At 72.5% G+C, this 23,590-nt stretch carries 20 protein-coding genes; 17 read left to right on the forward strand and 3 right to left on the reverse strand.

Features of this window, described 5'->3' with window-relative positions; all coding sequences use genetic code 11:
* Positions 1–9 precede the first annotated feature (9 nt).
* The 3 genes from thrB to M8C17_RS23505 all read left to right on the forward strand — a co-directional run bounded on the left by thrB (position 10) and on the right by M8C17_RS23505 (position 6,901).
* The gene (gene thrB / locus M8C17_RS23495) at positions 10–954 is read left to right on the forward strand and encodes a homoserine kinase (RefSeq protein WP_252418729.1); all 945 of its coding nucleotides are present in this window, start codon (positions 10–12) and stop codon (positions 952–954) included.
* Between the two features lie 295 nt (positions 955–1,249).
* Positions 1,250–3,349 (forward strand): transcription termination factor Rho, encoded by a 2,100-nt coding sequence (gene rho, locus M8C17_RS23500; RefSeq protein ID WP_252418730.1) that lies wholly within the window; start codon positions 1,250–1,252, stop codon positions 3,347–3,349.
* A gap of 153 nt (positions 3,350–3,502) precedes the next feature.
* Positions 3,503–6,901, forward strand: a complete 3,399-nt coding sequence (locus tag M8C17_RS23505; protein ID WP_252418731.1) for a phosphodiester glycosidase family protein — start codon at positions 3,503–3,505, stop codon at positions 6,899–6,901.
* A 77-nt stretch (positions 6,902–6,978) separates the two neighbouring features.
* Here the strand turns inward: M8C17_RS23505 and M8C17_RS23510 are convergent, their stop codons facing one another.
* Positions 6,979–7,875 carry an AAA family ATPase gene (locus M8C17_RS23510; RefSeq protein WP_252418732.1) on the reverse strand — a complete coding sequence of 299 codons (897 nt, stop codon included), beginning with the start codon at positions 7,873–7,875 and terminating at the stop codon, positions 6,979–6,981.
* 275 nt (positions 7,876–8,150) lie between these two features.
* Here M8C17_RS23510 and rpmE point away from each other — a divergent pair, with 275 nt between their 5' ends.
* Complete coding sequence (gene rpmE, locus M8C17_RS23515) at positions 8,151–8,375, forward strand: 50S ribosomal protein L31 (protein WP_007464546.1); 225 nt, start codon at positions 8,151–8,153, stop codon at positions 8,373–8,375.
* Positions 8,376–8,480: 105 nt separating this feature from the next.
* Positions 8,481–9,569: a peptide chain release factor 1 gene (prfA, locus tag M8C17_RS23520; RefSeq protein ID WP_252418733.1), complete on the forward strand. Its 1,089-nt coding sequence runs from the start codon at positions 8,481–8,483 to the stop codon at positions 9,567–9,569.
* 49 nt (positions 9,570–9,618) lie between these two features.
* Here the strand turns inward: prfA and M8C17_RS23525 are convergent, their stop codons facing one another.
* Entirely contained in the window at positions 9,619–11,166 is a 1,548-nt protein-coding gene (locus tag M8C17_RS23525; protein WP_252418734.1) for a diguanylate cyclase, read from the reverse strand.
* A gap of 72 nt (positions 11,167–11,238) precedes the next feature.
* Between M8C17_RS23525 and prmC the strand changes: the two genes are divergently transcribed.
* From prmC to M8C17_RS23545, 4 genes are all read left to right on the forward strand, one after another.
* Positions 11,239–12,186: a peptide chain release factor N(5)-glutamine methyltransferase gene (gene prmC, locus M8C17_RS23530; RefSeq protein WP_252418735.1), complete on the forward strand. Its 948-nt coding sequence runs from the start codon at positions 11,239–11,241 to the stop codon at positions 12,184–12,186.
* Positions 12,186–12,833 carry an L-threonylcarbamoyladenylate synthase gene (locus M8C17_RS23535; protein ID WP_252418822.1) on the forward strand — a complete coding sequence of 216 codons (648 nt, stop codon included), beginning with the start codon at positions 12,186–12,188 and terminating at the stop codon, positions 12,831–12,833. The genes prmC and M8C17_RS23535 overlap by 1 nt, the downstream gene beginning before the upstream one ends.
* Positions 12,834–13,445: a phosphotyrosine protein phosphatase gene (locus tag M8C17_RS23540; protein WP_252418736.1), complete on the forward strand. Its 612-nt coding sequence runs from the start codon at positions 12,834–12,836 to the stop codon at positions 13,443–13,445.
* 106 nt (positions 13,446–13,551) lie between these two features.
* Positions 13,552–15,666 (forward strand): transglycosylase domain-containing protein, encoded by a 2,115-nt coding sequence (locus tag M8C17_RS23545; protein WP_252418737.1) that lies wholly within the window; start codon positions 13,552–13,554, stop codon positions 15,664–15,666.
* On the opposite strand, the gene M8C17_RS23550 is transcribed toward M8C17_RS23545, so the two are convergent.
* Entirely contained in the window at positions 15,663–17,126 is a 1,464-nt protein-coding gene (locus M8C17_RS23550; RefSeq protein WP_252418738.1) for an SDR family oxidoreductase, read from the reverse strand. The genes M8C17_RS23545 and M8C17_RS23550 overlap by 4 nt on opposite strands.
* A gap of 35 nt (positions 17,127–17,161) precedes the next feature.
* Between M8C17_RS23550 and glyA the strand changes: the two genes are divergently transcribed.
* The 8 genes from glyA to atpA all read left to right on the forward strand — a co-directional run bounded on the left by glyA (position 17,162) and on the right by atpA (position 23,586).
* Positions 17,162–18,451: a serine hydroxymethyltransferase gene (gene glyA, locus M8C17_RS23555; protein ID WP_252418739.1), complete on the forward strand. Its 1,290-nt coding sequence runs from the start codon at positions 17,162–17,164 to the stop codon at positions 18,449–18,451.
* Positions 18,444–18,869: a hypothetical protein gene (locus M8C17_RS23560; RefSeq protein WP_252418740.1), complete on the forward strand. Its 426-nt coding sequence runs from the start codon at positions 18,444–18,446 to the stop codon at positions 18,867–18,869. Before glyA ends, M8C17_RS23560 begins: the two co-directional genes overlap by 8 nt.
* A 204-nt stretch (positions 18,870–19,073) precedes the next feature.
* The gene (locus tag M8C17_RS23565) at positions 19,074–19,310 is read left to right on the forward strand and encodes an AtpZ/AtpI family protein (protein ID WP_252418741.1); all 237 of its coding nucleotides are present in this window, start codon (positions 19,074–19,076) and stop codon (positions 19,308–19,310) included.
* A gap of 11 nt (positions 19,311–19,321) precedes the next feature.
* Positions 19,322–20,119 (forward strand): F0F1 ATP synthase subunit A, encoded by a 798-nt coding sequence (gene atpB, locus M8C17_RS23570; protein ID WP_252418742.1) that lies wholly within the window; start codon positions 19,322–19,324, stop codon positions 20,117–20,119.
* A 66-nt stretch (positions 20,120–20,185) separates the two neighbouring features.
* Positions 20,186–20,428 (forward strand): F0F1 ATP synthase subunit C, encoded by a 243-nt coding sequence (locus tag M8C17_RS23575; protein WP_130404096.1) that lies wholly within the window; start codon positions 20,186–20,188, stop codon positions 20,426–20,428.
* Between the two features lie 28 nt (positions 20,429–20,456).
* Complete coding sequence (locus M8C17_RS23580; RefSeq protein WP_252418743.1) at positions 20,457–20,996, forward strand: F0F1 ATP synthase subunit B; 540 nt, start codon at positions 20,457–20,459, stop codon at positions 20,994–20,996.
* Entirely contained in the window at positions 20,996–21,817 is an 822-nt protein-coding gene (locus M8C17_RS23585; protein ID WP_252418744.1) for a F0F1 ATP synthase subunit delta, read from the forward strand. The genes M8C17_RS23580 and M8C17_RS23585 overlap by 1 nt, the downstream gene beginning before the upstream one ends.
* A 116-nt stretch (positions 21,818–21,933) precedes the next feature.
* Positions 21,934–23,586 (forward strand): F0F1 ATP synthase subunit alpha, encoded by a 1,653-nt coding sequence (atpA, locus tag M8C17_RS23590; RefSeq protein WP_252418745.1) that lies wholly within the window; start codon positions 21,934–21,936, stop codon positions 23,584–23,586.
* Positions 23,587–23,590: the final 4 nt, after the last annotated feature.

The following is a 23,590-nucleotide window of genomic DNA, read 5'->3' on the forward strand; positions in this document are numbered from 1 at the left end:
CATGAGCCCGTGCCGACGAACTTCACCGCCGGGCCGGTCCGGGTCCGGGTCCCCGCCACCAGTGCCAACCTGGGCCCGGGCTTCGACGCGCTGGGTCTCGCCCTCGGTCTCCACGACGACCTGGCCGCCGAGGTCACGACGGGTGGGGTCCGGGTGACGGTGACCGGGCAGGGCGCCGGTGAGCTGCCCGACGACGACCGGCACCTGGTGGTGCGGGCGATGCGGGCCGCCTTCGACGTGCTCGGCGCCCAGCCCGAGGGGCTGAGCGTGGAGTGCGTCAACCGGATCCCGCAGGCGCGCGGGCTGGGCTCGTCGTCCGCCGCGATCGTCGCCGGGGTGTTGCTGGCCCGTGCCCTGGTCGCCGACGGGGAGCGGCGGCTGGACGAGGCGGCAGCCCTCCGGCTGACCGCCGAGATCGAGGGCCACCCGGACAATGTGGCGCCGTGCCTGCTGGGTGGCTTCACGTTGGCCTGGTCCGAGCCGACCGGCGCCCGCGCGGTTTCCCTGCCGGTCGCCGAAGGGGTGCGGCCCACTCTTTTTGTGCCCGAGGTGCGCGGGTTGACCGCGTCGGCGCGGGCGGCGTTGCCGGCCACCGTGCCGCACGGCGACGCCGCGTTGACCGCCGGGCGGGCGGCGCTGCTGGTGCACGCGCTGACCACGGACCCGGCGCTGCTGCTGCCCGCTACCGTCGACCGGCTCCACCAGGATTACCGCGCACCCACGATGCCGGCGACATCGGCCCTGGTCAACGCGTTGCGAGCGGCCGGTGTGGCGGCTGTGGTCAGTGGGGCCGGCCCGACCGTTCTGGCGCTCAGCGAGCCTCCGGCGGGCTTCCAGCTGGGAACAGACTGGCAGATCTGGAAGTTACCGATAGACGTCAGCGGTGCGCGGGTCGCCCGGGGTAGACTTGGACACGCCGAGCGGGACCCTGTTGCCGCAGGTCGGAAGAGTTGATTACGCTCTAGACCTAGCACAGCCGCGAAGCACGCGATCTCCTGCGGGGCGGCGCACCCCCGAAGCTCTCGGCGGTCAGCCCGTCACCCCTGCCAAGGCCCACGCCGCACCGCAGTTTCCACAGGTCGCCGCAGACGGCGAGACCTGCTCACCGACTTCTGGTGAGTCGGGATACCGACCGGCTGCTGTGTCACAGACTCCCGCGACGCGTCCTTGCGAGGCGGGTGCACCGAGGCCGCCCGGCCACCTGAGCTCCGACTCCGGGCAGTCCCGGCCTATCGAGGGAAGGAATCCATTGAGCGACACCACCGACGTGACGTCGGATGTTTCCAACGTCGCTGGCGATGCCACCACCGCCGCTCCCGCCCGTCGGCGGCGTAGCGGCACCGGTCTGTCGGCGATGCTGCTGCCAGAGCTGCAGAGCCTGGCCGCGTCGCTCGGCATCTCCGGCACGGCTCGCATGCGCAAGGGCGAGCTGATCGCCGCGATCTCCGAGCGGCAGGGCGGCAACGCCGCCGGGACCCCTCGACCGCGGGCCGAGGTAGCGGCTGCGGCCGCTCCGACCCGTGAGGAGGTGCGGGAGACCGTGGACCGTCCGGCGGCCGAGGCACGCAGCACCGACCAGGCGCCGGCCGAGCCGGCCGCCGAGACCGAGACCCGGGGTCGTACCCGGCGGAGCCGCACCACCGCGGCGGAGGCGCGTACCACTGAGGCGCGTCCGACCGAGGCGCGTGCCGCCGAGGCGCGTACCGACGAGGCGGAAGCCGGCGAGCGGACCGACCGGGGCGAGAACCGCCGGGACCGGGCCGAGCGTCCGGAGCGCGCGGAGCGTGCGGACCGCGGCGACCGTGCCGAGCGGGGCGAGCGTGCCGAGCGCGGCGAGCGCAGTGACCGAGGCGACCGTGCCGAGCGGGGCGAGCGTGCCGAGCGGGGCGAGCGCAGTGACCGGGGCGACCGTGCCGAGCGCGGCGACCGCAACGATCGTGCGGAGCGTGCCGACCGGGGCGAGCGCAACGACCGTGGCGAGCGTGCCGAGCGTGCCGAGCGCAACGAGCGCAGTGACCGGGGCGACCGCAACGACCGCAACGACCGTGGTCAGCGCGTCGAGCGCGACAACGACGACGATGACGGCGAGGGCGGCGGCCGGCGTGGCCGGCGCAGCCGCTTCCGGGACCGTCGCCGTGGCCGTGGCGAGCGCACCGAGACCGGTGGCGACTCCGGTGGTGGGCGTGAGCCGCAGGTCAGCGAGGACGACGTGCTCGTCCCGGTGGCCGGCATCATCGACGTGCTCGACAACTACGCCTTCGTGCGGACGACCGGTTACCTGGCCGGTCCGAACGACGTGTACGTCTCGATGTCCCAGATCAAGAAGTACGGCCTGCGCCGCGGTGACGCGATCACCGGTGCGGTGCGTGCGGCCCGCGAGGGCGGCAACAGCGGCGACCAGCGGCGCGACAAGTACAACCCGCTGATGCGGCTGGACACCATCAACGGCATGGAGCCGGAGGAGGCGCGGCGCCGGCCGGAGTTCTACAAGCTCACGCCGCTCTACCCGCAGGAGCGCCTGCGCCTGGAGACCGAGCCGCACATCCTGACCACCCGGGTCATCGACCTGGTCATGCCGATCGGCAAGGGCCAGCGGGCGCTCATCGTGTCGCCGCCGAAGGCGGGTAAGACGATGGTGCTGCAGGCGATCGCGAACGCGATCACCCGCAACAACCCGGAGTGCCACCTCATGGTGGTGCTGGTCGACGAGCGGCCCGAAGAGGTCACCGACATGCAGCGTTCGGTGAAGGGCGAGGTCATCGCGGCCACGTTCGACCGGCCGCCGCAGGACCACACCACGGTGGCCGAGCTCGCGATCGAGCGGGCGAAGCGCCTGGTCGAGCTGGGGCACGACGTGGTCGTGCTGCTGGACTCGGTGACCCGGCTGGGCCGGTCGTACAACCTGGCGGCGCCGGCCAGCGGCCGGATCATGTCGGGTGGTATCGACTCCACCGCGCTCTACCCGCCGAAGCGCTTCCTCGGCGCGGCCCGCAACATCGAGAACGGCGGGTCGCTGACCATCCTCGCCACCGCGCTGGTGGAGACCGGGTCCATGGCGGACACGGTCATCTTCGAGGAGTTCAAGGGCACCGGTAACGCGGAGCTGAAGCTGGACCGGAAGATCGCCGACAAGCGGACCTTCCCGGCCATCGACATCAACCCGTCCGGCACCCGTAAGGAAGAGGTCCTCCTCGCGCCTGAGGAACTGGCCATCATCCACAAGCTCCGCAAGGTGCTGCACTCGCTGGACTCGCAGGCGGCGCTGGACCTGCTGCTGGACCGGCTCAAGCAGTCCCGCACCAACATCGAGTTCCTGATGCAGATCGCGAAGTCGACGCCGGGGGAGTGATCCCCGGGTGACCACCGGAGGGGCACGGCCATCTCGGCCGTGCCCCTTCGTCGTGTCCACCCGCCGTGCGGACGGGCGACGGGTGTGAAGTTTTCCTTCGGTTCAGCCGGTACATCTTGAAACTTCTATTCACAATCGGGTTGACTGTCGTCCATGCGTACCCGCAGACGATCCGCCCGCCGCACCGGCGTCCTGCTGCTGACGCCGCTGCTCGCCCTGGCCGTTCCGGTGCCGGCGACCGCCGCGCCGGCCCCGCCCGCCGTCGCCGCCCCGACGGCCGCTCCGGCCGCCGCCGCCACCGGCCTGGAGCCGGCCGGCGGCCTGGAGACCACGAAGGCCACCCGACCGGTCGCGCCGGGGGTGCAGCTCACCTCCTTCGACCGGTACGACGCCGATGGCTGGCTGCGTGCCGACGCGCTCACCACCGACCTCACCGGCGGGGCCACCGTCGACTACGTCAACTCCGGAGCGGTCAGCCGTGCCGAGCCTCTGCGCACGGCGGTGGACAGCTCGCGCGCGGTCGCGGCGGTCAACGGCGACTTCTTCGACATCAACAATTCCGGTGCCGCCCAGGGGGTCGGCATCCGCGACGGTGAGCTGATCCAGTCGGCGGTCAGCGGGCACCGTAACGCGGTGGCGGTCACCGCCGACGGGCTCGGGCGCGTGATCGAGGTGAACTTCGACGGCACCGCCACCCTGCCGGGCGGCCCGGTGCCGCTGACCCAGTTCAACAACATCGTGCAGGCCGACGGCATCGGTGCGTTCACCGAGCTCTGGGGGACGTACTCCCGGCAGCGGGCGGTGGAGGGCGCGGCCCGGGTCGTCGAGGTCACCGTCGTCGGCGGCCGGGTGGCCGCGGTTGCCGGCGCGGCCGGCAGCGGCCCGATCGTCGCCGGCAGCACGGTGCTGCTCGGTCGCGACGCCGGCGCGGACGCGCTGGCCGGGCTCCGCGCCGGTGACCCGGTGACGGTGGCCTGGCGGCCCAAGCCGTCCGACGGCAGCACCCTGCACGCGGCGGTCGGCGGCGGCAACGTCCTGGTCCGCGACGGGGTCGTGCAGACCATCACCGATCCCGCGCTGGCCCCGCGCACCGCGGTCGGCTTCACCGCCGACGGTCGCAAAATGATCATGTTGACGGTGGACGGCCGGCAGGCCGACAGCCGTGGCGTCACCCAGACCGAGATGGGCCGGATGATGGCCGAGCTGGGCGCCCACCACGCGCTCAACCTGGATGGCGGCGGCTCGTCCACGCTGCTGGCCCGGGAGCCGGGCGCGCCGGCCGTGCAGGTGGAGAACAGCCCCTCCGACGGCAGCGAGCGGCCCGTGCCCAACGGCCTGGCCATCTACGCACCGAAGGGCAGCGGCCGGCTCACCGGCTACTGGGTGGAGACCGCCAGCGACCCCACCGCCGCCCCGGGCGTCTCGCCGGTGCGCGGTGGCCGGCCGGACCGGGTCTTCCCCGGGCTGACCCGCACTCTCACGGCGGCCGGCTACGACGAGACGTACGGCCCGGCGGCCGGCACGCCGACCTGGCGGGCGACTCCGGCGGTGCACGGCCGGGTCGACCGGCAGGGGGTGTTCCATGCCGGCGCTCCGGGGGCCAGCACGGTCACCGCCGCCCGTGGCCGGGCCGCCGGCTCGCTGGGCCTCACCGTGCTCGGCCCGTTGCAACGGATCGGTTCCACAGTCGACCGCGTCGGGCTGACCGGCCGGGACGGCAGCGCGGTGGTCGGGGTGGTCGGCTACGACGCCGAGGGCAACACGGCGCCGATCGAGCCGGCCGACCTGACCCTCGACTACGACCGGGACCTGCTGCGTGTCGTACCCACCGGGAACGGCAACCTCGCCGTCACCGCGCTGCGGGACACCGGCTCCGGCCTCATCACCGTCCACGTCGGACGGACCAGTGCCGTCGTGCCGGTCACCGTCGGGCTGACCGACGTGCCGGTGGCCGGCTTCGAGGACGCCGCGTCCTGGCGGTTCAGCCAGGCCCGCGCCAGCGGATCGGTCGCGCCGGCGCCGGGCCACACCGGCACCGGCCTGCGGATGTCGTACGACTTCAGCCAGTCCACCGGCACCCGGGCCGCGTACGCCGACCCGCCGGCCTGGATCGAGGTGCCCGGCCAGCCGCAGGCGTTCGGTATGTGGATCCACGGCAACGGCACGGGGGAGTGGCCCAGCCTGCACCTGCACGACGCCCAGGACACCCAGCACGTGCTGCGCGGCCCGCTGATCACCTGGACCGGCTGGCGGTACGTGGAGTTCGCGGTGCCCGCCGGGGTGCAGTACCCGGTCCGGGTGCGCCGGTTCTACGTGGCCGAGACCAACGCCGCCGCGCAGTACACCAGCGAGGTGGTCATCGACGACCTGGTGGCGAAGGTGCCGCCCTCCGTGGACGTGCCGGCGGAGCCGCCGCGTACCGACCGGGTGGTGGTCCGCGACGGCACCGTGGACGGCGCTCCCTGGCGGTTCGCCGTGCTGTCCGACGCCCAGTTCGTCGCCGCCGACCCGGACAGCGACCTGGTCGCCCAGGCCCGTCGGACGCTGCGCGAGGTGAAGGCCGCCCGGCCGGACTTCCTGCTGATCAACGGGGACTTCGTCGACACCGCCTACCCGGCGGACTTCGCGCTGGCCAGGCGGATCCTCGACGAGGAGCTGGGCGACGCGCTGCCCTGGTACTACGTGCCCGGCAACCACGAGATCATGGGTGCGCCGATCAGCAACTTCCAGGCCGCGTTCGGTGCCACCTCGCGGGTCTTCGACCACGCGGGCACGCGGTTCGTCACGCTGAACTCGTCCACCGGCACCCTGCGCGGCGGTGGCTTCGACCAGGTCCGGATGCTGCGGGAGGCGCTGGACGCGGCGGCCACCGACAAACGCGTCGGCTCGGTCGTCGTGCTGCACCACCACCCGGCGCGCGACCCCAGCCCGGCTGAGGCCAGCCAGCTCGGCGACCGCAAGGAGGCGGCGCTGCTGGAGCAGTGGCTGGCCGACTTCCAGCACCGCACCGGCAAGGGCGCGCTCTTCGTCGGCGGGCACGTCGGAACCTTCCACGCCGAGCGGGTGGACGGGGTGCCGTACGTGATCAATGGCAACGCGGGCAAGACGCCGTCCACCCCGGCGGACCAGGGCGGCTTCACCGGATGGTCGGAGTTCGGCGTGGACCCGGTCACCCCGGCCGAGGCCGACCAGGCCCGGCGCGACCCGCGCGCCGAGGGACCCCGCTGGGTGGACGTGGAGTTCCACGCCCACGTGGACCGTCTGGCGCTGACCGCCCCGGCCAGCGTCGTGGTCGGCACCCCGGCGCGGGTCACCGCCACGCTGACCCAGCCCGGTGGCCGTACCGTCCCGGTGGCCGCGCCGGTCAGCGCCGACTGGGCCGCCTCGCCGCAGGTGTACGTCGGCTCGGCGGCCGGGGTACGCCCCTGGCACACCGCCCGTTTCGACCCGGCAACCGGCACCCTGACCGCCCTGCGTCCCGGCGCCCCGGTACGCCTGACGGTCACCGTCAACGAGATGCGCACCGAAGCGACCATCGCCATCACCCGCTGACGTGTGCGGAAGGGTCCCTTCCTGTCGCCCCAGGAAGGGACCCTTCCCTGCGCCGCAGACCTCGGAAGCCGCGACCCTCAGAAGTCCCCGTCGGCGACCTGGAAGACCGTGAGGCCCAGGGCGCGCCACATCTGGACCACCTGGACACGGTCGTCGAAGACGCCGACCACCCGGTAGCGGTCCCGGATCTCCCGGTCGTAGATCTCGCGTTTGACGATCGAGTCCTTGCGCGAGTCGCCGACGGCACGCAGGTGCAGGCCGAGGTAGGGGACCCGGACGTGCCGGGCCAGCCACGCCTCGGTGGCGGCCCGGGCCGAGGCGTCCCGCCCGGAGCAGAAGACCACCCCGTAGCCGGCCGCGTGCATCGCCCGGACCGCCGCGATCACCGCCGGGTTCGGCTCGTCCTCGCCGACCCGGGTCATGTCGTACGGGCTGCGGGAGACGGCCAGCGCGACGGTGCCGTCGATGTCCACGAGCACGATCTCCGGTGGCTCGGTCGACGGGGGGTGGACGGTGGCGGGTCGTCCGGTGCGGGCCTGCGGCACCGGCAACGGCAGCGCCCGCCCCGCCAGGTACCGCTCGTGCAGTCGGGAGATCACGTCGGCACCGACCCGGTCGGCCTCCGGGCGGGCGGCGTCGCGGCGCAGGCACTCGGCCAACGGCACGTCGGTGAAGTCGTGCACCTCGAACTCCGCGCCGTACCGGGCGGCCAGGTCGGCCCAGTCCCGCAGGGTCCGCGAGCGCAGGTTGGTGTCGTCCACGCAGACGTCCGCGCGGGCACGCAGCAGCGCCTCGACCTGGGCTCGCTGGACCACGGTCACCTGCGCCTCCGCCCACTGCGTGAAGAGCCGCTCGCCGTGCAGCATGCGGCGCAGGTCGTCGCGGTTGACCCGGACCACGGACGGCTGGAGGGTCCGGGCGAAGGTCGTCTTGCCGGACGCGGGCAGTCCCCGGGTGGCGATCAGGCGGGTCATCGGCTCCCCTCCGGCTCGGCGCGCGTACCCCCGACGGGGTACTCGGCGGCGGGCCGCCGACCGGCTGAATGCCCGGCCAGGCGGCGGGAATGCGGACGGGTAGGCACGTGTTGACGATGCCGGACGAGGTGTGCGGCCCGATTATCGGGTCGGCTCAGGCCCATGGCACACTGGTCAATCGGCCACCGGTTCCGGTTCACGCCCGAGCCCGTCGTGCACGGCGCGACGGGCGGTGACGGCGACCCGGCGACCACCAACGAGAGGACCGAGGCGAGATGAAGGCAAACATCCACCCGGAGTACGTGACCACCGAGGTCAGCTGCTCCTGTGGCAACACGTTCACGACCCGCAGCACCGCCAAGGGCGGGGCGATCCACGTCGAGACCTGCAGCGCCTGCCACCCGTTCTACACCGGTAAGCAGCGCGTTCTCGACACCGCCGGTCGGGTCGCGAAGTTCCAGCAGAAGTACGCCAAGGTTCAGGCGAAGAAGGCCAAGTAACTTACCGTTCGGCGCCCGTGTCCGGTTTCGCACCGGACGCGGGCGCCGTCGGCATTCCCCCCGTCTTCGCCCTGGCACCGCACCCGTCGAAGGAGCATCCGCAGCATGAGCAGCGAGCGTCTGGCCGGTCTCCTCGACGAGTACGCGGAGCTGGAGAAGCGGCTGGCCGATCCGGCCATCCACGCCGACCAGGCCACCGCGCGTCGGGTCGGCCGCCGGTACGCCGAGCTGGTGCCGCTGTACAAGGCCGCCGGTGAGTTGGAGCAGGCACGCGCCGACCTCGCCGCGGCCCGGGAACTCGCCGCCGAGGACCCCTCCTTCGCGGCCGAGACCGAGGCGATCGCGGCGTCCCTGCCGGCCCTGGAGGAGCGCCTCGCCGAGTTGCTCATCCCGCGTGACCCGCACGACGCCAAGGACGTGATCGTCGAGATCAAGGCCGGCGAGGGCGGTGAGGAGTCCGCGCTCTTCGCCGGTGACCTCCTGCGGATGTACAGCCGGTACGCCGAGCGCCACGGCTGGATCACCGAGGTGATCGACGCGCAGGACTCCGACCTCGGCGGGGTCAAGGACGTCTCACTGTCGATCAAGACAAAGGGCGTCCCGGAGGGCGGCAACGGCGTCTGGTCGCGGCTCAAGTGGGAGGGCGGCGTGCACCGGGTGCAGCGGGTCCCGGTCACCGAGTCGCAGGGCCGCATCCACACCTCCGCAGCCGGAGTGCTGGTGCTGCCGGAGGCCGAGGACGTCGACGTCACCATCGACCAGAACGACCTGCGCATCGACGTGTTCCGCTCGTCCGGCCCGGGTGGCCAGTCGGTCAACACCACCGACTCGGCGGTGCGGATCACCCACCTGCCCACCGGCATCGTCGTCTCCTGCCAGAACGAGAAGTCCCAGTTGCAGAACCGGGAGCAGGCAATGCGGATCCTGCGGGCACGGCTGCTCGCCGCGGCACAGGAGCAGGCCGACGCCGCCGCCTCGGACGCCCGCAAGGCGCAGGTGCGCACGGTGGACCGCTCGGAGCGGATCCGCACCTACAACTTCCCGCAGAACCGGATCACCGATCACCGGATCGGCTACACCGCGTACAACCTGGATCTGGCGCTCGCCGGTGAGCTGGACGGGGTGCTGGACGCCCTCACCGAGGCCGACCGGGCCGCCCGGTTGGCCGGCGACACCGAGCTGACCCGCCGCTGAGCGATCGCCGCCGTCGGCGTCCGGCGGCCGGGGCTCATCGCACCGGCGCTCAGCTCGCGCGGGGGCGGGACTTGGCGGCCAGCATCTCCCGGTCGGCCTGCTCGAAGGCGACACTGAGCGCGTTGCGCAGACCGCTGCCGCCGGAGACCTCGGCGAAACCGATGCTCACCCCGACCGGGGTGCCCGGCACCAGCGACTCCCAGTCCTCCGCGAGGACCGCGGCCTCGATCCGGCGGGCCACCTCCGCCGCCTCGGCCATGCCGGTGTCCGGCAGCACCACCACGAACTCGTCGCCGCCGTAGCGGGCCACGAAGTCACCCCGGCGCATCACCCGGTTGATCACCCCGGCGATGCGTTGGAGCACCAGGTCCCCGGAGTGGTGCCCGTGCCGGGTGTTGACCGCCTTGAAACCGTCCAGGTCGCAGACGCCGATCACGACCTGCTCGCCACGGGTGACCACGGCGGTGATGTACCGCTCCAACCGCCGCCGGTTGGGCAGCCCGGTGAGCGGGTCGGTCAGCGCCTCGCCCTCGAACCGCGCCGCCTCCCGGCGCATCTCCTCGTGGTCGATCCGGGCGGCGATGCCGTCGATGTAGACGTCGCGCAGACGGTCGTTGCGCTGCGCGGCGAGCCGGAACGCCAGCCGGTCGGCACGGTGCGCCGCCAGGTGGTCGCCGGCCCGGCTCAGCGCGATGCTGCGCAGCCGGGCGGGCTCGGCCGCGCCGAGCGTCTCGGTGGACACCAGGATGGTGTCCAGCCGGGTGACCGCCTCGATCGGGCGCCCGTCGGCGACGGCCAGGCAGACCAGCCCGAGTTGACGCATGTCGCGGGCGCGGGCGCTGTCCCCGCCGTGGTTGAGCAGCCGGGACGGCTCGGTGTCGCCGGCGGCCTCCACCCGGTCGCCGAGCGCCGCCTGCCGGGCCGCCGCGTACCCGTATGCGGCGAGGCTGCTCGGGCGCAGCCGGCCGGCCCGCCCGGTGCGGACGAACCGGGCCAGGTCGGCGGCGACGTCCCGCAGCACCCGCAGGCACCCGTCGCTGTCGCCGTTGTGGTCCAGCGCCACGGCGTTGCGCAGTCGGATCCCCGGCGCGGCGAACGTCTCCTCCGGGATCCCGGCGGTGACCCCGAGCTGCCGGGCGCGCTCGATCGCGCCCAGGGCGTACCCGTGGAAGCTGAGATAGCTGTAGGCCATGGCGAGGTCGTGCCAGCCCCAGGCGGTGTCCCGGTCCGGGTCCTCCACGGCGCCCAGCGCCCGGGCCGCCTTGACCAGGTGGGTGACGCAGCGGTCCAGCGCGCCCTGGTGGTGGGCGGCGAGCGCGGCCAGCGCGTTGAGGTGGCCGTGCAGGTAGGGCTCGGCGAGGTCGCGCACGGCCGCCGAGGCCTCCTCGATGGCCCGGGTGTACTCCGCCGTCCGACCGAGATTGATCAGCGCGGAGAGCCGCTGCACCATCGCGTCCGCTCGCGCCGCCGGGTCGGTCGTGGTGCGGATCACCCGTTCCAGCAGGGTGTACGCCTCTGCGGAACGACTGGCCTCCTGCAACGCCCGAGCGCGCGTGAGGGCGTCAACCTGGTCATCGACCCGGTCGAGCCAGCCCACTCGCAACCTCCCGTCGTGTGCGCACCGGCGCACCCGTTCGTGGCGCCGCTCGCGACGCTTCATGATTATGGCGTGACCACTCTGCCGCAACACCCCCCCGAAGGGACAGGCCGGCTCCGTCCGTCCGCCGCGGTGGCCCGGGCGGCCCGGGCGCTGACCGCCGCCGGGGTGGGTCCGGCCCGCGTGGAGGCCGAGCTGTTGGCGGCGTACGTGCTGGGCGTGCCCCGGGGCCGGCTGGCCCTCGCCGACGACCTGACCGGCGACCAGGCGGACCGGCTGGACGAGTTGGTGCGCCGCCGCGCCGACCGGGAGCCGTTGCAGCACCTGACCGGTCTTGCCGGCTTCCGGCACCTGGAGCTGGCGGTCGGCCCGGGGGTCTTCGTGCCCCGGCCGGAGACCGAGCTGCTGGCCGGCTGGGGCGTCGAGCAGGCCCGGGGCCGGCCCGACCCGCTGGTGGTGGATCTGTGCAGCGGCTCCGGCGCGATCGCGCTGGCGGTGGCGCAGGAGCTGCCGAACGCCCGGGTGATCGCGGTGGAGCGGTCTCCGGCGGCGCTGGCCTGGCTTCGCCGCAACGCGGCGGAGCGGGTCGCGGCGGGGGGCCGCCCGATCGAGGTGGTCGAGGCCGACGTCACCGCGCCGGACCTGCTGGCCGACCTGGTCGGCCGGGTGGACGTGCTGCTCTGCAACCCGCCGTACGTGCCGGTCGACGTGGTCGTGTCGCCGGAGGTGGCCGGGCACGATCCGGCGGAGGCGGTCTTCGGCGGCACGGACGGTCTGGCGGTGATCCGGCCGGTGATCACCCGCGCGGCGGCGCTGCTACGCCCGGGCGGCGCGTTCGGCGTGGAGCACGACGACACGCACGGCGCGGCGGTGCCGGGGCTGCTCGCCGAGGACGGCCGGTTCGCCGACGTGACGGAGCGTCTGGACCTCACCGGCCGCCCCCGGTACGCCACCGCGTCCCGACGGGCGGACGGCCAGCAAGCCCCGGTCGGGCCGGCGTGGCAGACTGACTCCTCGTGATGCTCTACGACTGCCGCTCACCCGCTGATCGCGACCGTGGCATCGCTGCGGCCATCGAGGCGGTCAAGAACGGCGAGCTGGTCGTCCTGCCGACCGACACCGTCTACGGCATCGGCGCGGACGCGTTCACCCCGTACGCGGTCAAGGCGCTGCTGGACGCGAAGGGCCGGGGCCGACAGATGCCGCCGCCGGTGCTGATCGGCTCGCGGCACACCCTGGACGGGTTGGTCTTCTCGCTGCCCTCGGCCGCGCGGGATCTGGTGGAGGCGTTCTGGCCGGGTGCGCTGACGATCGTGGTCGAGCACTCGCCGAGCCTCCAGTGGGACCTGGGCGACAAGACCGGCACGGTGGCGGTGCGGATGCCGCTGCACCCGGTGGCCCTGGAGGTGCTGCGCGAGACCGGCCCGATGGCGGTCTCCTCGGCCAACAAGACCGGCCAGCCCGCCGCGGTGACCGCCGAGGAGGCGCGCGACCAGCTCAGCTACTCGGTGCGCGCGTACCTGGAGGCCGGTCCCTGCCCGGACCCGGTGCCCAGCACGATCGTGGACCTGACCGGCGAGGTGCCGCAGTTGCTGCGCGCCGGTGCGATCCCACTGGAGAAGCTGCGCGACGTGGTGCCGGATCTCGTCGACGTCCAGGGGGCCTGAGTGCCCCCGTTCACCGTTCTGCACGTCTGCATGGGCAACATCTGCCGTTCGCCGATGGCGGAGCGGCTGCTGGCCCTCGCGGTGCGGGAGCGGTTGGCCCGGCGCGAGCAGGACCCGGCCCGGGCCGAGGAGCTGCTGCACAGTCACAGCGCCGGCACCGGCGGCTGGCACGCCGGGGAGGAGATGAACCCACCGGCGGCGCGGCAGGTCATCGGCCGGGGTGGGGCCGTGGAGGGGTTCGCCGCGCGCAAGCTGCGCTCGGACCACATCGACGCCGCCGACCTGGTCCTGACCGCCACGGCCGACCAGCAGGAGTACGTGGTGGCGCTGCGTCCGGACGCGGCGGCCCGCACGTTCGTGCTGGGTGAGTTCGGTCGGCTGCTGGCCGCGGTCGACGCCGCCGCGTTGCCGCCGGCGGAGGCGACCCCGGAGGCGGTGTACGCCCGGGGCGTGGCCCTGGTGGCGGCGGCCCACAGCGCTCGGTTGGGCGCCTCGTCGCTGCCGACCGACGATCTGGACGACCCGTGGGGTCGTGGCGACCAGTGCTTCAGCCGGGTCGCCGACGAGATCGAGGAGACCGTCCACCCGCTGGCCGGCGTGCTGCTGCCCTGAGCCTCGTGCGAGTTTCCTCCGGGTTTGGGGAAAACGCGGGGCGAAAGGGGCGTTCCGGGTCATTCTGAACGGGTCCTAGCGTGACCGGCTCCTGCGGGGAGAGCTGATGATCCGGGCCCATCTCGACAAACTGCTGACCGTGGTGATCGCCGGTGTGCTGGCCGGGTTGGTGCTGGCAGCGGCCGCCCTGCCGGCGGCCCTGGTCTTCGGGATCGGCTTCACGGCCCTCTCCACGCCCTACTCGGAGCTGCCGAACACGCTGCGCACGCCACCCACCGCGCAGCGCTCCAACCTCTACGCCAACGACGGCACCACCCTGATCACCTCCTTCTACCAGGAGGACCGGGTGGACGTGCCGCTGCAGGAGGTCGCCCCGGTGATGCGCCAGGCCATCGTGGCCGCCGAGGACGTCCGCTTCTACCAGCACAGCGGCGTGGACCTGCGCGGCGTGGTGCGCGCCTTCACCGTGAACAAGCGTGACGGCCAGACCCGGCAGGGCGCCTCCACGCTGACCATGCAGTACGTGCGCAACGTGCTCAGCAGCGACCCCCGGCTGACCGAGCGGCAGCGCGAGGCGGCCACCGAGATCACCACCGCCCGCAAGATCCAGGAGATGCGGTACGCGCTGGCGCTGGAGCGGGAGCTCAGCAAGGAGGAGATCCTCACCCGGTATCTCAACATCGCCTACTTCGGCGCCGGGGCGTACGGCATCGCGGCGGCCAGCAAGCGCTACTTCTCGCGCTCCCCGGCGGAGCTGACCCTGGCCCAGGCGGCGATGCTGGCCGGTCTGGTCCGGTCGCCGGACAGCGACGACCCGATCAACGGCGACGCCGACAGCGCGTTGCAGCGGCGGGCGTACGTGCTGGACCAGATGGTGGAGGCGGACCAGGTGTCGGCGCAGCAGGCGGCGGCGGCCGGGGCCGAGCCGCTGGAGCTGCGGCCCAGCCAGACACCCAACGACTGCACGGCGGTGCCCGACGGTCACAACGACTGGGGCTTCTTCTGCGACTGGTTCACCCGCTGGTGGAGCAGCCAGCCGGCGTTCGGGTCGAGCGCCGACGAGCGGCAGCGCACGCTGCGCCGGGGCGGGTTCTCCATCGTCTCCTCGCTGGACCCGGGGGTGCAGCGGGCCACCACCGAGCAGGTGCTGCGCATCTACAAGCCGACCGACGCCCGGGCCATGCCCACGGCGGTGGTGCAACCCGGCACGGGGCGGGTGCTGGCGATGTCGGTGAACCGCAGCTACAGCGTGGCGGACAACCCGGTCGGGCAGAAGAACCACCCCAACACGGTGAACCAGTTGGTGGCCGGCGGCGGGGCGATCGAGGGGTACCAGGGTGGGTCGACGTTCAAGCTCTTCACCATGCTGGCCGCGCTGGAGTCCGGCCTGCCGCTGTCGACCGACTTCACCGCGCCGACCCGGCTGGTCACCCGCTTTCCCGTCACCGGGGAGGCGAGCTGCGACGGCCGCTGGTGCCCGGCGAACGCCAGCCCCTCGTCGATGGACGGCCCGCGCACCATGTGGACCGCGTTCGGGCGCTCGGTGAACACCTACTTCGCGTGGCTCACCGAGCGGGTGGGCGCCGACCGGGTGGTGGAGATGGCCGAGCGGCTGGGCATCGTGCTGCGCGCCGACTCCGATGCCCGGCTGGCCCGGTACGGGGCGAAGAACTGGGGGCCGTTCACCCTGGGCGTCGCCGCGACCACCCCGCTCGACCTGGCGACGGCGTACGCCACGGTGGCGGCCGAGGGGACCTGGTGCGCGCCGCTGCCGGTGGTCTCGATCACCGACTCGGCGGGCCGGCCGGTGGACGCCGCCAAGCCGGACTGCCGGCAGGTGCTCGACGCCGACGTGGCCCGGGCGGCCACCGACGCGGCGCGCTGCCCGGTGGGCGACCAGTCGATGTACGGGCGTTGCGACGGCGCCACCGCGCCCGACCTGCGGTCCAGACTCGGACGTCCGGTGGCCGGCAAGACCGGCAGCTCGGAGCGGTACGAGTCGGAGACGGTGGTGGCCTTCACCCCGCAGCTCGCGGTCGCCTCGATGGCCGCCAACCCGGACGACCCGCGTGACGCGGTCGGTCAGGCGGTGCAGGCCCGGATGGTGGACGCCGTCGGCGCGGTGCTCGCCGCCGCCCTGCGCGACCAGCCGGTGCGGGACTTCGTCCCGCCGAGCGAACGGGCCGCCTTCCAGGTGACCGGCGCCCGCACCGGCAACTAGCGGAGGTGTTCGGCGCCTCGGGCGATGTTGCGGGCCATTCCACCGAAGACCACCGCGTGGAACGGGGCCACCGACCCCCAGTAGGCGTGCCCGGCCAGCCCGCGCGGCAGGAAGACGGCGCGCTGCACGTAGCGGCTGCCCCCGTCGTCGCCGGGTAGCGCGCGCATCTCCAGCCAGGCCCGGCCGGGCAGCCGCATCTCGGCGCGCAGCCGCAGCAGCTCGCCCGGGACGATCTCCTCGACCCGCCAGAAGTCCAGTGCCTCGCCGACCTGGAGGCGGTGCGGGTCGCGCCGGCCGCGGCGCAGCCCGACCCCGCCGACCAGCCGGTCCAGCCAGCCCCGGATGGACCAGGCGAGCGGGAACGAGTACCAGCCGTGCTCGCCGCCGACGCCCTCGATCACTCGCCAGAGCGCGGCCGGAGGCGCCTTCACGGCCTGTTCCCGGACGTCGGTGTAGGCGGTACCGCCGGACCAGGCCGGGTCGGTGGGCAGCGGCTCGGCCGGGGCGTCGGGGAGGCTCGCGGTCGACCAGCGGGTCTCCACCTGGGCGTCACGCACCTTGGCCAGCGCCAGCGCCACGGCCTGGTCGAACCCGGTCAGCCCCTCCGGCGGGTCGGGCACGTGGCGGGCGATGTCGTGGTCGTGCGCGACCGCCTCGTGGATGAGACTCTCCACCAGCGGTCGGGCGATGGCGTTCGGCACCGGGGTGACCAGACCGACCCAGTGCGAGGAGAGCGACGGGGTGAGCGGGCGGACCGGCACGATGATCCGGCGGCGCAGCCCGGCCACCCGGGCGTAGCGCTGCATCATCTCGCGGAAGGTGAGCACGTCGGGCCCGCCGATGTCGAAGCCCCGGTTGACCTCTTCCGGCAGCGCCGTGCAGCCGGCCAGGTAGCGCAGCACGTCGCGGACCGCGATCGGCTGGATCCGGTTGCTCACCCAGCGCGGAGTGACCATGGCGGGCAGTCGCTCGGTGAGGTAGCGCAGCATCTCGAACGACGCCGAGCCGGAGCCGATGATCACCGCGGCCCGGAGGACCGCCGTCGGCACTCCGCTGGCCAGCAGGATCCGGCCCACCTCGGCCCGGGACCGCAGGTGCGGGGACGGCACCGTCTCGTCGGCCGCCGGCTCCGGACCGCCCAGGTAGATGATCCGGCGTACGCCGGCCGCCCGGGCCGCCGCCGCGAAGTTGGTCGCCGCCGCCCGGTCGGCCGCCTCGAAGTCGGCCCGGCCGAGCGAGTGCACCAGGAAGTAGGCGACGTCCACGTCGGCGAACGCGGCGGGCAGCGTCTCCGGCCGGCTCAGGTCCGCCTCGGCGATCTCGACGGCCGACGCCCAGGGCACGTCGCGCAGCCGTACGGCCCTGCGGGCCAGGCAGCGCACGCTGTGCCCGTCGGCGAGCAGCAGCGGCGCCAGCCGCCCGCCGATGTATCCGGTGGCTCCCGTGACCAGGCATCTCACAGCTGTCAGTGTGCCGCCCCCTAGACTCGTTCGCTGTGGACACCGAGACGAGCACCTTCTGGGGGCCGGATTTCGCGCAGCTCAGGGCCACCGACCCGGAGATCGCCGGGGTGGTCCTCGGCGAGCTGGACCGGCTGCGCGGCGGCCTGCAGCTGATCGCCAGCGAGAATCTGACCTCGCCGGCGGTGCTGGCGGCGCTCGGGTCGACGCTGACCAACAAGTACGCCGAGGGCTACCCGGGCCGGCGCTACTACGGCGGCTGTGCCGAGGTGGACCGGGCCGAGGAGATCGGTATCGCCCGGGCCAGGGAGCTCTTCGCCGCCGAGCACGCCAACCTCCAGCCGCACTCCGGGGCGAGCGCCAACCTGGCCGCGTACGCGGCTCTGGTGCAGCCGGGCGACACGGTGCTGGCGATGGACCTGCCGCACGGTGGGCACCTGACGCACGGCAGCCGGGTGAACTTCTCGGGCAAGTGGTTCGCGACGGTCGGCTACACCGTCCGCCGGGACACCGAGCTGATCGACTACGACGAGGTGCGGGACCTGGCCCGGGCGCACCGGCCCAAGATGATCATCTGCGGGGCCACCGCGTACCCCCGGCTGATCGACTTCGCCCGGTTCCGGGAGATCGCCGACGAGGTCGGCGCGTACCTGATGGTGGACGCGGCGCACTTCATCGGCCTGGTCGCCGGCCGGGCCATCCCGTCCCCGGTGCCGTACGCCGACGTCGTCTGCGCCACCACCCACAAGGTGCTGCGCGGTCCGCGCGGCGGCATGATCCTCTGCCGGGAGTCGCTGGCCCAGCGGATCGACAAGGCCGTCTTCCCGTTCACCCAGGGCGGCCCGTTGATGCACGCGGTCGCGGCGAAGGCGGTCGCGCTGCGGGAGGCCGCCCAGCCCGAGTTCCAGACGTACGCCGGCCAGGTGATCCGCAACGCCCAGGCGCTCGCCGCCGGGCTGGCCGCCGAGGGGATGCGCCCGGTGTCCGGCGGCACCGACACCCACCTCGCCCTGATCGACCTGCGCGAGGTGGGGGTGACCGGTGCCGAGGCCGAGGCGCGCTGCGACGCGGCGTCGATCACCCTCAACAAGAACGCGATCCCGTACGACCCGCAGCCGCCGATGGTCGCCTCCGGCCTGCGGGTGGGCACGCCCAGTGTCACCACGCAGGGCATGCGGGAGGGAGAGCTGCGGCAGGTCGCCGGCCTGATCGCCCGTGCGGTACGCGCCGATCCCGGCGCCCCGGGCGGCGCCGACGAGCTGAGCCGGGTCCGTGCCGAGGTGGCCGAGCTGGTCGCCGCGTTCCCGGCGTACCCCCGTGGCTGAGCCCGGGGTGGTCGAGGCGGACACCGACCGGCGTTGGCGACTGCGGCACCTGCCGGTGCTGTTGATCGCGTCGGTGGCGCTGGCGGCGGTCGCCGCGGTGGTCGGCGGGGCGACCGGCGGCACGACGGCGGCGTTCGGCGCGGCGGCCGGCGTGGGTGTCACGGTGTTCAGCTACACGCTCACCACCGTGGTGCTGGCCCGGGCCGACCAGATCAACCCGCAGCTGTTGCTGCCGCTCGGGCTGGGCCTGTACGTGCTGAAGTTCAGCCTGTTGGGTGTGGTGATGGTGGCGGTGGCGTCGACCGGCTGGCCCGGGTTGGTGCCGCTCTGTCTCGGCATCGTCGCCGGGGTGGCGGTGTGGACCGCGGTGCACATCTGGTGGCTGACCACCGTCCACGCGCGTCGATCGCGTAGCTGAGCTGGCGATCGGCTGACCTGGCGATCGGCTGGTCGTCTCATCCATCGGACGCGCGACAAGCTGTCGGCCACCGGTCATTCTCTCATGGCCGGAAGGGGAGTAGCGTGCCCACAGACGACGCGGCCCCCGGATGCCCACACAACGACGGTTGTGCGGGGGGTGAGGCACAGCCTCGTCTTCCCGGCTGATATCGTTCGCCCCGTCATGGCTGGTGACCAAACCCCCCGTCCCGCCGGTGAACCGGACGACATTCCGTCCGGCGCCGGTCAGGGTTGGACCGCGCTCAGCTACCTCGTCGGAGGCATGCTCGTGTGGGGTTTCATCGGCTGGCTGGTTGACCAGTGGCTCGACACCGGAGGCGTTGCCACCGGGATCGGCGTCGTGCTCGGTATGGCCGGGGGAATCATCCTCGTCGTCCGCCGGCTCGGCACGCCTACTTAGGAAGGGACGCGGTGTTCGGACAGGCGAACGTTCTGGCAGCTGGCCAGGCGGCATTCCCACCCACTGTGGAGGACTTCTACCTGCCCAGCATCCTGCCCTGGGGTGCGCACGAGTCGTACTGGTTCACCAAGATCACGGCGATGGTCTGGATCGCGGTCGGCGTCCTGATCATCTTCTTCCTGGCGAGCTACCGGAACCCGCAGCTGGTGCCGACGAAGAAGCAGTGGTTCGCCGAGTCGATCTACGGCTTCGTGCGGAACAACATCGCGGTCGACATGATCGGGCACGCGGGTGTGCGGTTCGCGCCGTACTTCACCACGCTGTTCTGCTTCGTCCTGCTGACGAACGCGTTCGCGATCATCCCGTTCTTCCAGATCTCGCCGAACTCGCACATCGCCTTCCCGGCGATCCTCGCGATCATCAGCTACGTGCTGTTCAACTACATCGGCATCAGGCAGCACGGCTTCGTGAAGTACTTCAAGAACTCGCTGATCCCGCCGGCACCCTGGTACATCCTGCCGCTGCTGATCCCCATCGAGCTCTTCTCGACCTTCATCGTCCGGCCGTTCTCGCTCGCGGTACGTCTCTTCGCGAACATGTTCGCCGGTCACATGCTCCTGCTGGTCTTCACGCTCGGCGGCTTCGCGATGCTGAGCGCCAACGCCTGGCTGGCCCCGGTCTCGGTGCTCTCCTGGGTGATGACCATCGCGCTCACCTTCCTCGAGTTCCTGGTGATCGTCCTGCAGGCCTACGTCTTCACCGTCCTGACCGCCAGCTACGTGCAGGGCGCGCTCGCCGAAGAGCACTGATCCACCGCACCAACCGTTGTCGTCCCGCGTGAGAGTCACGCGTGATAACCAGGAGGAACCACACCAATGGACGCTAGCGTTCTCGCCGAGGTCACCGGTAGCACCGCTGCCATCGGCTACGGCCTCGCCGCCATCGGCCCCGGCATCGGCGTCGGCCTGGTCTTCGCCGCCTACATCCAGTCGACCGCCCGTCAGCCGGAGTCCTCGCGGATGACCCTGCCTTACGTCTGGATCGGCTTCGCCGTCATCGAGGCGCTGGCGCTGCTGGGCATCGCCTTCGGCTTCATCTGGGCCGGCTCTGCTGCCTGATCCCGCCCTTCTCGACCGGGAGGTAACCATGTATTTCCTCGCCGCTGAGGGTGGTGAGTCGACCCACAACCCGATCATCCCGCTCTGGCAGGAGGTCGTGGTCGGTACGGTCGCCTTCGCTGTGCTCTGCTTCGTGCTGATGAAGTTCGTCTTCCCCCGCATGGAGCAGACGTTCCAGGCTCGGGTCGACGCGATCGAGGGCGGCATCAAGCGCGCCGAGGCCGCTCAGGCCGAGGCGAACCAGCTGCTCGAGCAGTACCGTGCCCAGCTCGCCGAAGCCCGGACCGACGCCGCGAAGATCCGCGACGACGCCCGGGCCGACGCCGAGGGGATCCGGCAGGACGTCCTCGCCAAGGCACGGGAGGAATCCGACCGGATCATCCAGGCCGGCAAGGACCAGCTCGCCGCCGAGCGGGCCACCATCGTGCGCGAACTGCGCTCCGAGGTTGGCGCGATCGCGGTGGACCTGGCCAGCAAGATCGTCGGCGAGTCGCTGGCCGACGAGGCGCGGCGCAAGGGCACCGTCGACCGGTTCCTGAGCGGTCTCGAGAGCACGGGGGCCCGCTGATGCAGGCCGCCAGCCGGGAGTCGTACAAGATCGCGGCCGAGAGCCTTGACGCGTACGTCCGCGGCACCGACCCGGTCGCGGTGGCCCACGCGGCGAACGACCTGCTCGCCGTCGCCGGGCTGCTGCGGCGGGAGCCGCGGTTGCGCCGGGCGCTCTCGGACCCGGCCCGGTCCGGCGCGGACCGCGCCGAACTGCTCGGCGGAATGCTGCGCGGCAAGATCGGCGACGGGGCGATCGACCTGCTCGCCTCGGTGGTCTCCGGCCGCTGGTCGACCCCGACCGAGCTTCTCGACGGCGTCGAGCGGCTCGGCGTGGAGGCCGTGCTGGCCAGCGTCGACGCGACCGGCGACCTGGGCGAGGTCGAGGACGAGCTGTTCCGTTTCGGGCAGGTCGTCGCCGGCCAGCCCGAGCTCGCCGCGGTGCTGTCCAACTCGGCGGCCCCGCTGGACCAGCGGGGCGTCCTGGTCGGCGAGCTCCTCGCCGGCAAGGCGCACCTGTCCACCGTCCGCCTCATCGAGGTGGCGCTGGCCGGCTTCGGGGGGCGTTCCTTCGCCGGATCGCTCACCCGGCTCGTGGAACTCGCCGCAGAACGGCGGGACCGTCAGGTGGCGTACGTCACCGTGGCGGCCCCGTTGAGTGACGAGGAAGAGCAGCGCCTGGGCGCGAGCCTCGCCGCGATATACGGTCGAGAGGTCTCCGTCAAGCAGACGGTCGACCCCCACGTCCTGGGTGGCGTGAGCGTGCGGGTCGGCTCCGACCTGTACGACGGCACCATCCTGCGCCGCCTCAACGAGACCCGCAACGCGCTCGCGAAGCGCTAAGCGGCTCCGCCGCCCAGCGTTGGGGCGGCTCCGCTGCCCAGCGCCCGATTGACAGACGCCATTCGGACCGGTCGGTACTAGGTATCCCGGGCCCCTGAATTTTAAGGAAGCAGAGGATGGCCGAGCTGACCATCTCGACGGAGGAGATCCGCGGCGCCCTGGAGCGCTACGTCTCCTCCTACTCGACCGACGTCTCCCGCGAGGAGGTCGGCACCGTCGCCGACACCGGTGACGGCATCGCCCACGTCGAGGGCCTGCCCTCGACCAAGACCAACGAGCTCCTGGAGTTCGAGGACGGCACGCTCGGCGTGGCGCTGAACCTCGACGTCCGGGAGATCGGTGTCGTCGTTCTCGGTGACTCCGCCAAGCTGGAGGAGGGGCAGCGCGTCAAGCGCACCGACCGCGTGCTCTCCGTGCCGGTCGGCGACGCCTTCCTCGGCCGCGTGGTCAACGCGCTCGGCCAGCCGATCGACGGCCTCGGCGACATCGCCGACGAGGGCTACCGCGAGCTGGAGCTGCAGGCTCCGAACGTGATGTCCCGGCAGTCGGTGTTCGAGCCGCTGCAGACCGGCATCAAGGCCATCGACGCGATGACGCCGGTCGGCCGGGGCCAGCGGCAGCTGATCATCGGTGACCGGAAGACCGGCAAGACCACGGTCGCCCTGGACGCCATCCTCAACCAGCGGGACAACTGGCGCACCGGCGACCCGAAGAAGCAGGTCCGCTGCATCTACGTCGCCATCGGCCAGAAGGCCTCCACGATCGCCTCCATCAAGGGCCAGCTGGAGGAGGCGGGCGCGATGGAGTACACCACCATCGTGGCCTCCCCGGCGTCGGACCCGGCGGGCTTCAAGTACATCGCCCCCTACACCGGCTCGTCCATCGGGCAGCACTGGATGTACGGCGGCAAGCACGTCCTGATCGTCTTCGACGACCTGAGCAAGCAGGCCGAGGCGTACCGGGCCGTCTCGCTGCTGCTGCGCCGCCCGCCGGGCCGTGAGGCGTACCCGGGTGACGTCTTCTACCTGCACTCCCGCCTGCTGGAGCGCTGCGCGAAGCTCTCCGACGAGCTGGGTGGCGGCTCGATGACCGGTCTGCCGATCATCGAGACGAAGGCCAACGACATCTCGGCCTTCATCCCGACCAACGTCATCTCGATCACCGACGGCCAGATCTTCCTGGAGACCGACCTGTTCAACCAGGGCGTCCGTCCGGCGATCAACGTCGGCACCTCGGTCTCCCGGGTCGGTGGCGCCGCGCAGGTGAAGCCGATGAAGAAGGTCGCCGGTTCGCTGCGGCTCAACCTGGCCCAGTACCGCGAGCTGGAGGCGTTCGCCGCCTTCGCCTCCGACCTGGACAAGGCCTCCCGGGCCCAGCTGGACCGCGGTTCGCGCCTGGTCGAGCTGCTCAAGCAGCCGAACTACTCGCCGTTCCCGGTGCAGGAGCAGGTCGTCTCGGTCTGGGCCGGCACCGAGGGCAAGCTGGACGACATTCCGGTGGGTGACGTCCGGCGCTTCGAGTCGGAGTTCCTCCAGTACCTGCGGCACAAGCACGCGGGTGTGCTGGCCGGGATCGCCGACAACCAGTGGAACGACGACATCATCGGCTCCCTGGACAACGCGATCAGCGAGTTCAAGCAGGTCTTCCTCGGCAAGGGCGACGAGCGTCGGATCAACGACGCGCCGGCCGCGCCGCTGGAGGGCGAGGAGAACCGCGAGACGGTGACCCGCTTCCGCGACGGCGCGACCGACCGCCCGGCCGAGAGCTGATCCC

The sequence above is a fragment of the Micromonospora sp. RHAY321 genome, assembly GCF_023896955.1.
Lineage (GTDB): Bacteria > Actinomycetota > Actinomycetes > Mycobacteriales > Micromonosporaceae > Micromonospora.

Coding starts and splice junctions, on each gene's coding strand:
- M8C17_RS23505 (WP_252418731.1), top strand. CDS start 3,503: ATGCGTACCCGCAGACGATCCGCCCGCCGCACCGGCGTCCTGCTGCTG.
- M8C17_RS23510 (WP_252418732.1), bottom strand. CDS start 7,875: ATGACCCGCCTGATCGCCACCCGGGGACTGCCCGCGTCCGGCAAGACG.
- rpmE (WP_007464546.1), top strand. CDS start 8,151: ATGAAGGCAAACATCCACCCGGAGTACGTGACCACCGAGGTCAGCTGC.
- prfA (WP_252418733.1), top strand. CDS start 8,481: ATGAGCAGCGAGCGTCTGGCCGGTCTCCTCGACGAGTACGCGGAGCTG.
- M8C17_RS23535 (WP_252418822.1), top strand. CDS start 12,186: ATGCTCTACGACTGCCGCTCACCCGCTGATCGCGACCGTGGCATCGCT.
- M8C17_RS23545 (WP_252418737.1), top strand. CDS start 13,552: ATGATCCGGGCCCATCTCGACAAACTGCTGACCGTGGTGATCGCCGGT.
- M8C17_RS23565 (WP_252418741.1), top strand. CDS start 19,074: ATGGCTGGTGACCAAACCCCCCGTCCCGCCGGTGAACCGGACGACATT.
- M8C17_RS23575 (WP_130404096.1), top strand. CDS start 20,186: ATGGACGCTAGCGTTCTCGCCGAGGTCACCGGTAGCACCGCTGCCATC.
- M8C17_RS23580 (WP_252418743.1), top strand. CDS start 20,457: ATGTATTTCCTCGCCGCTGAGGGTGGTGAGTCGACCCACAACCCGATC.
- M8C17_RS23585 (WP_252418744.1), top strand. CDS start 20,996: ATGCAGGCCGCCAGCCGGGAGTCGTACAAGATCGCGGCCGAGAGCCTT.
- atpA (WP_252418745.1), top strand. CDS start 21,934: ATGGCCGAGCTGACCATCTCGACGGAGGAGATCCGCGGCGCCCTGGAG.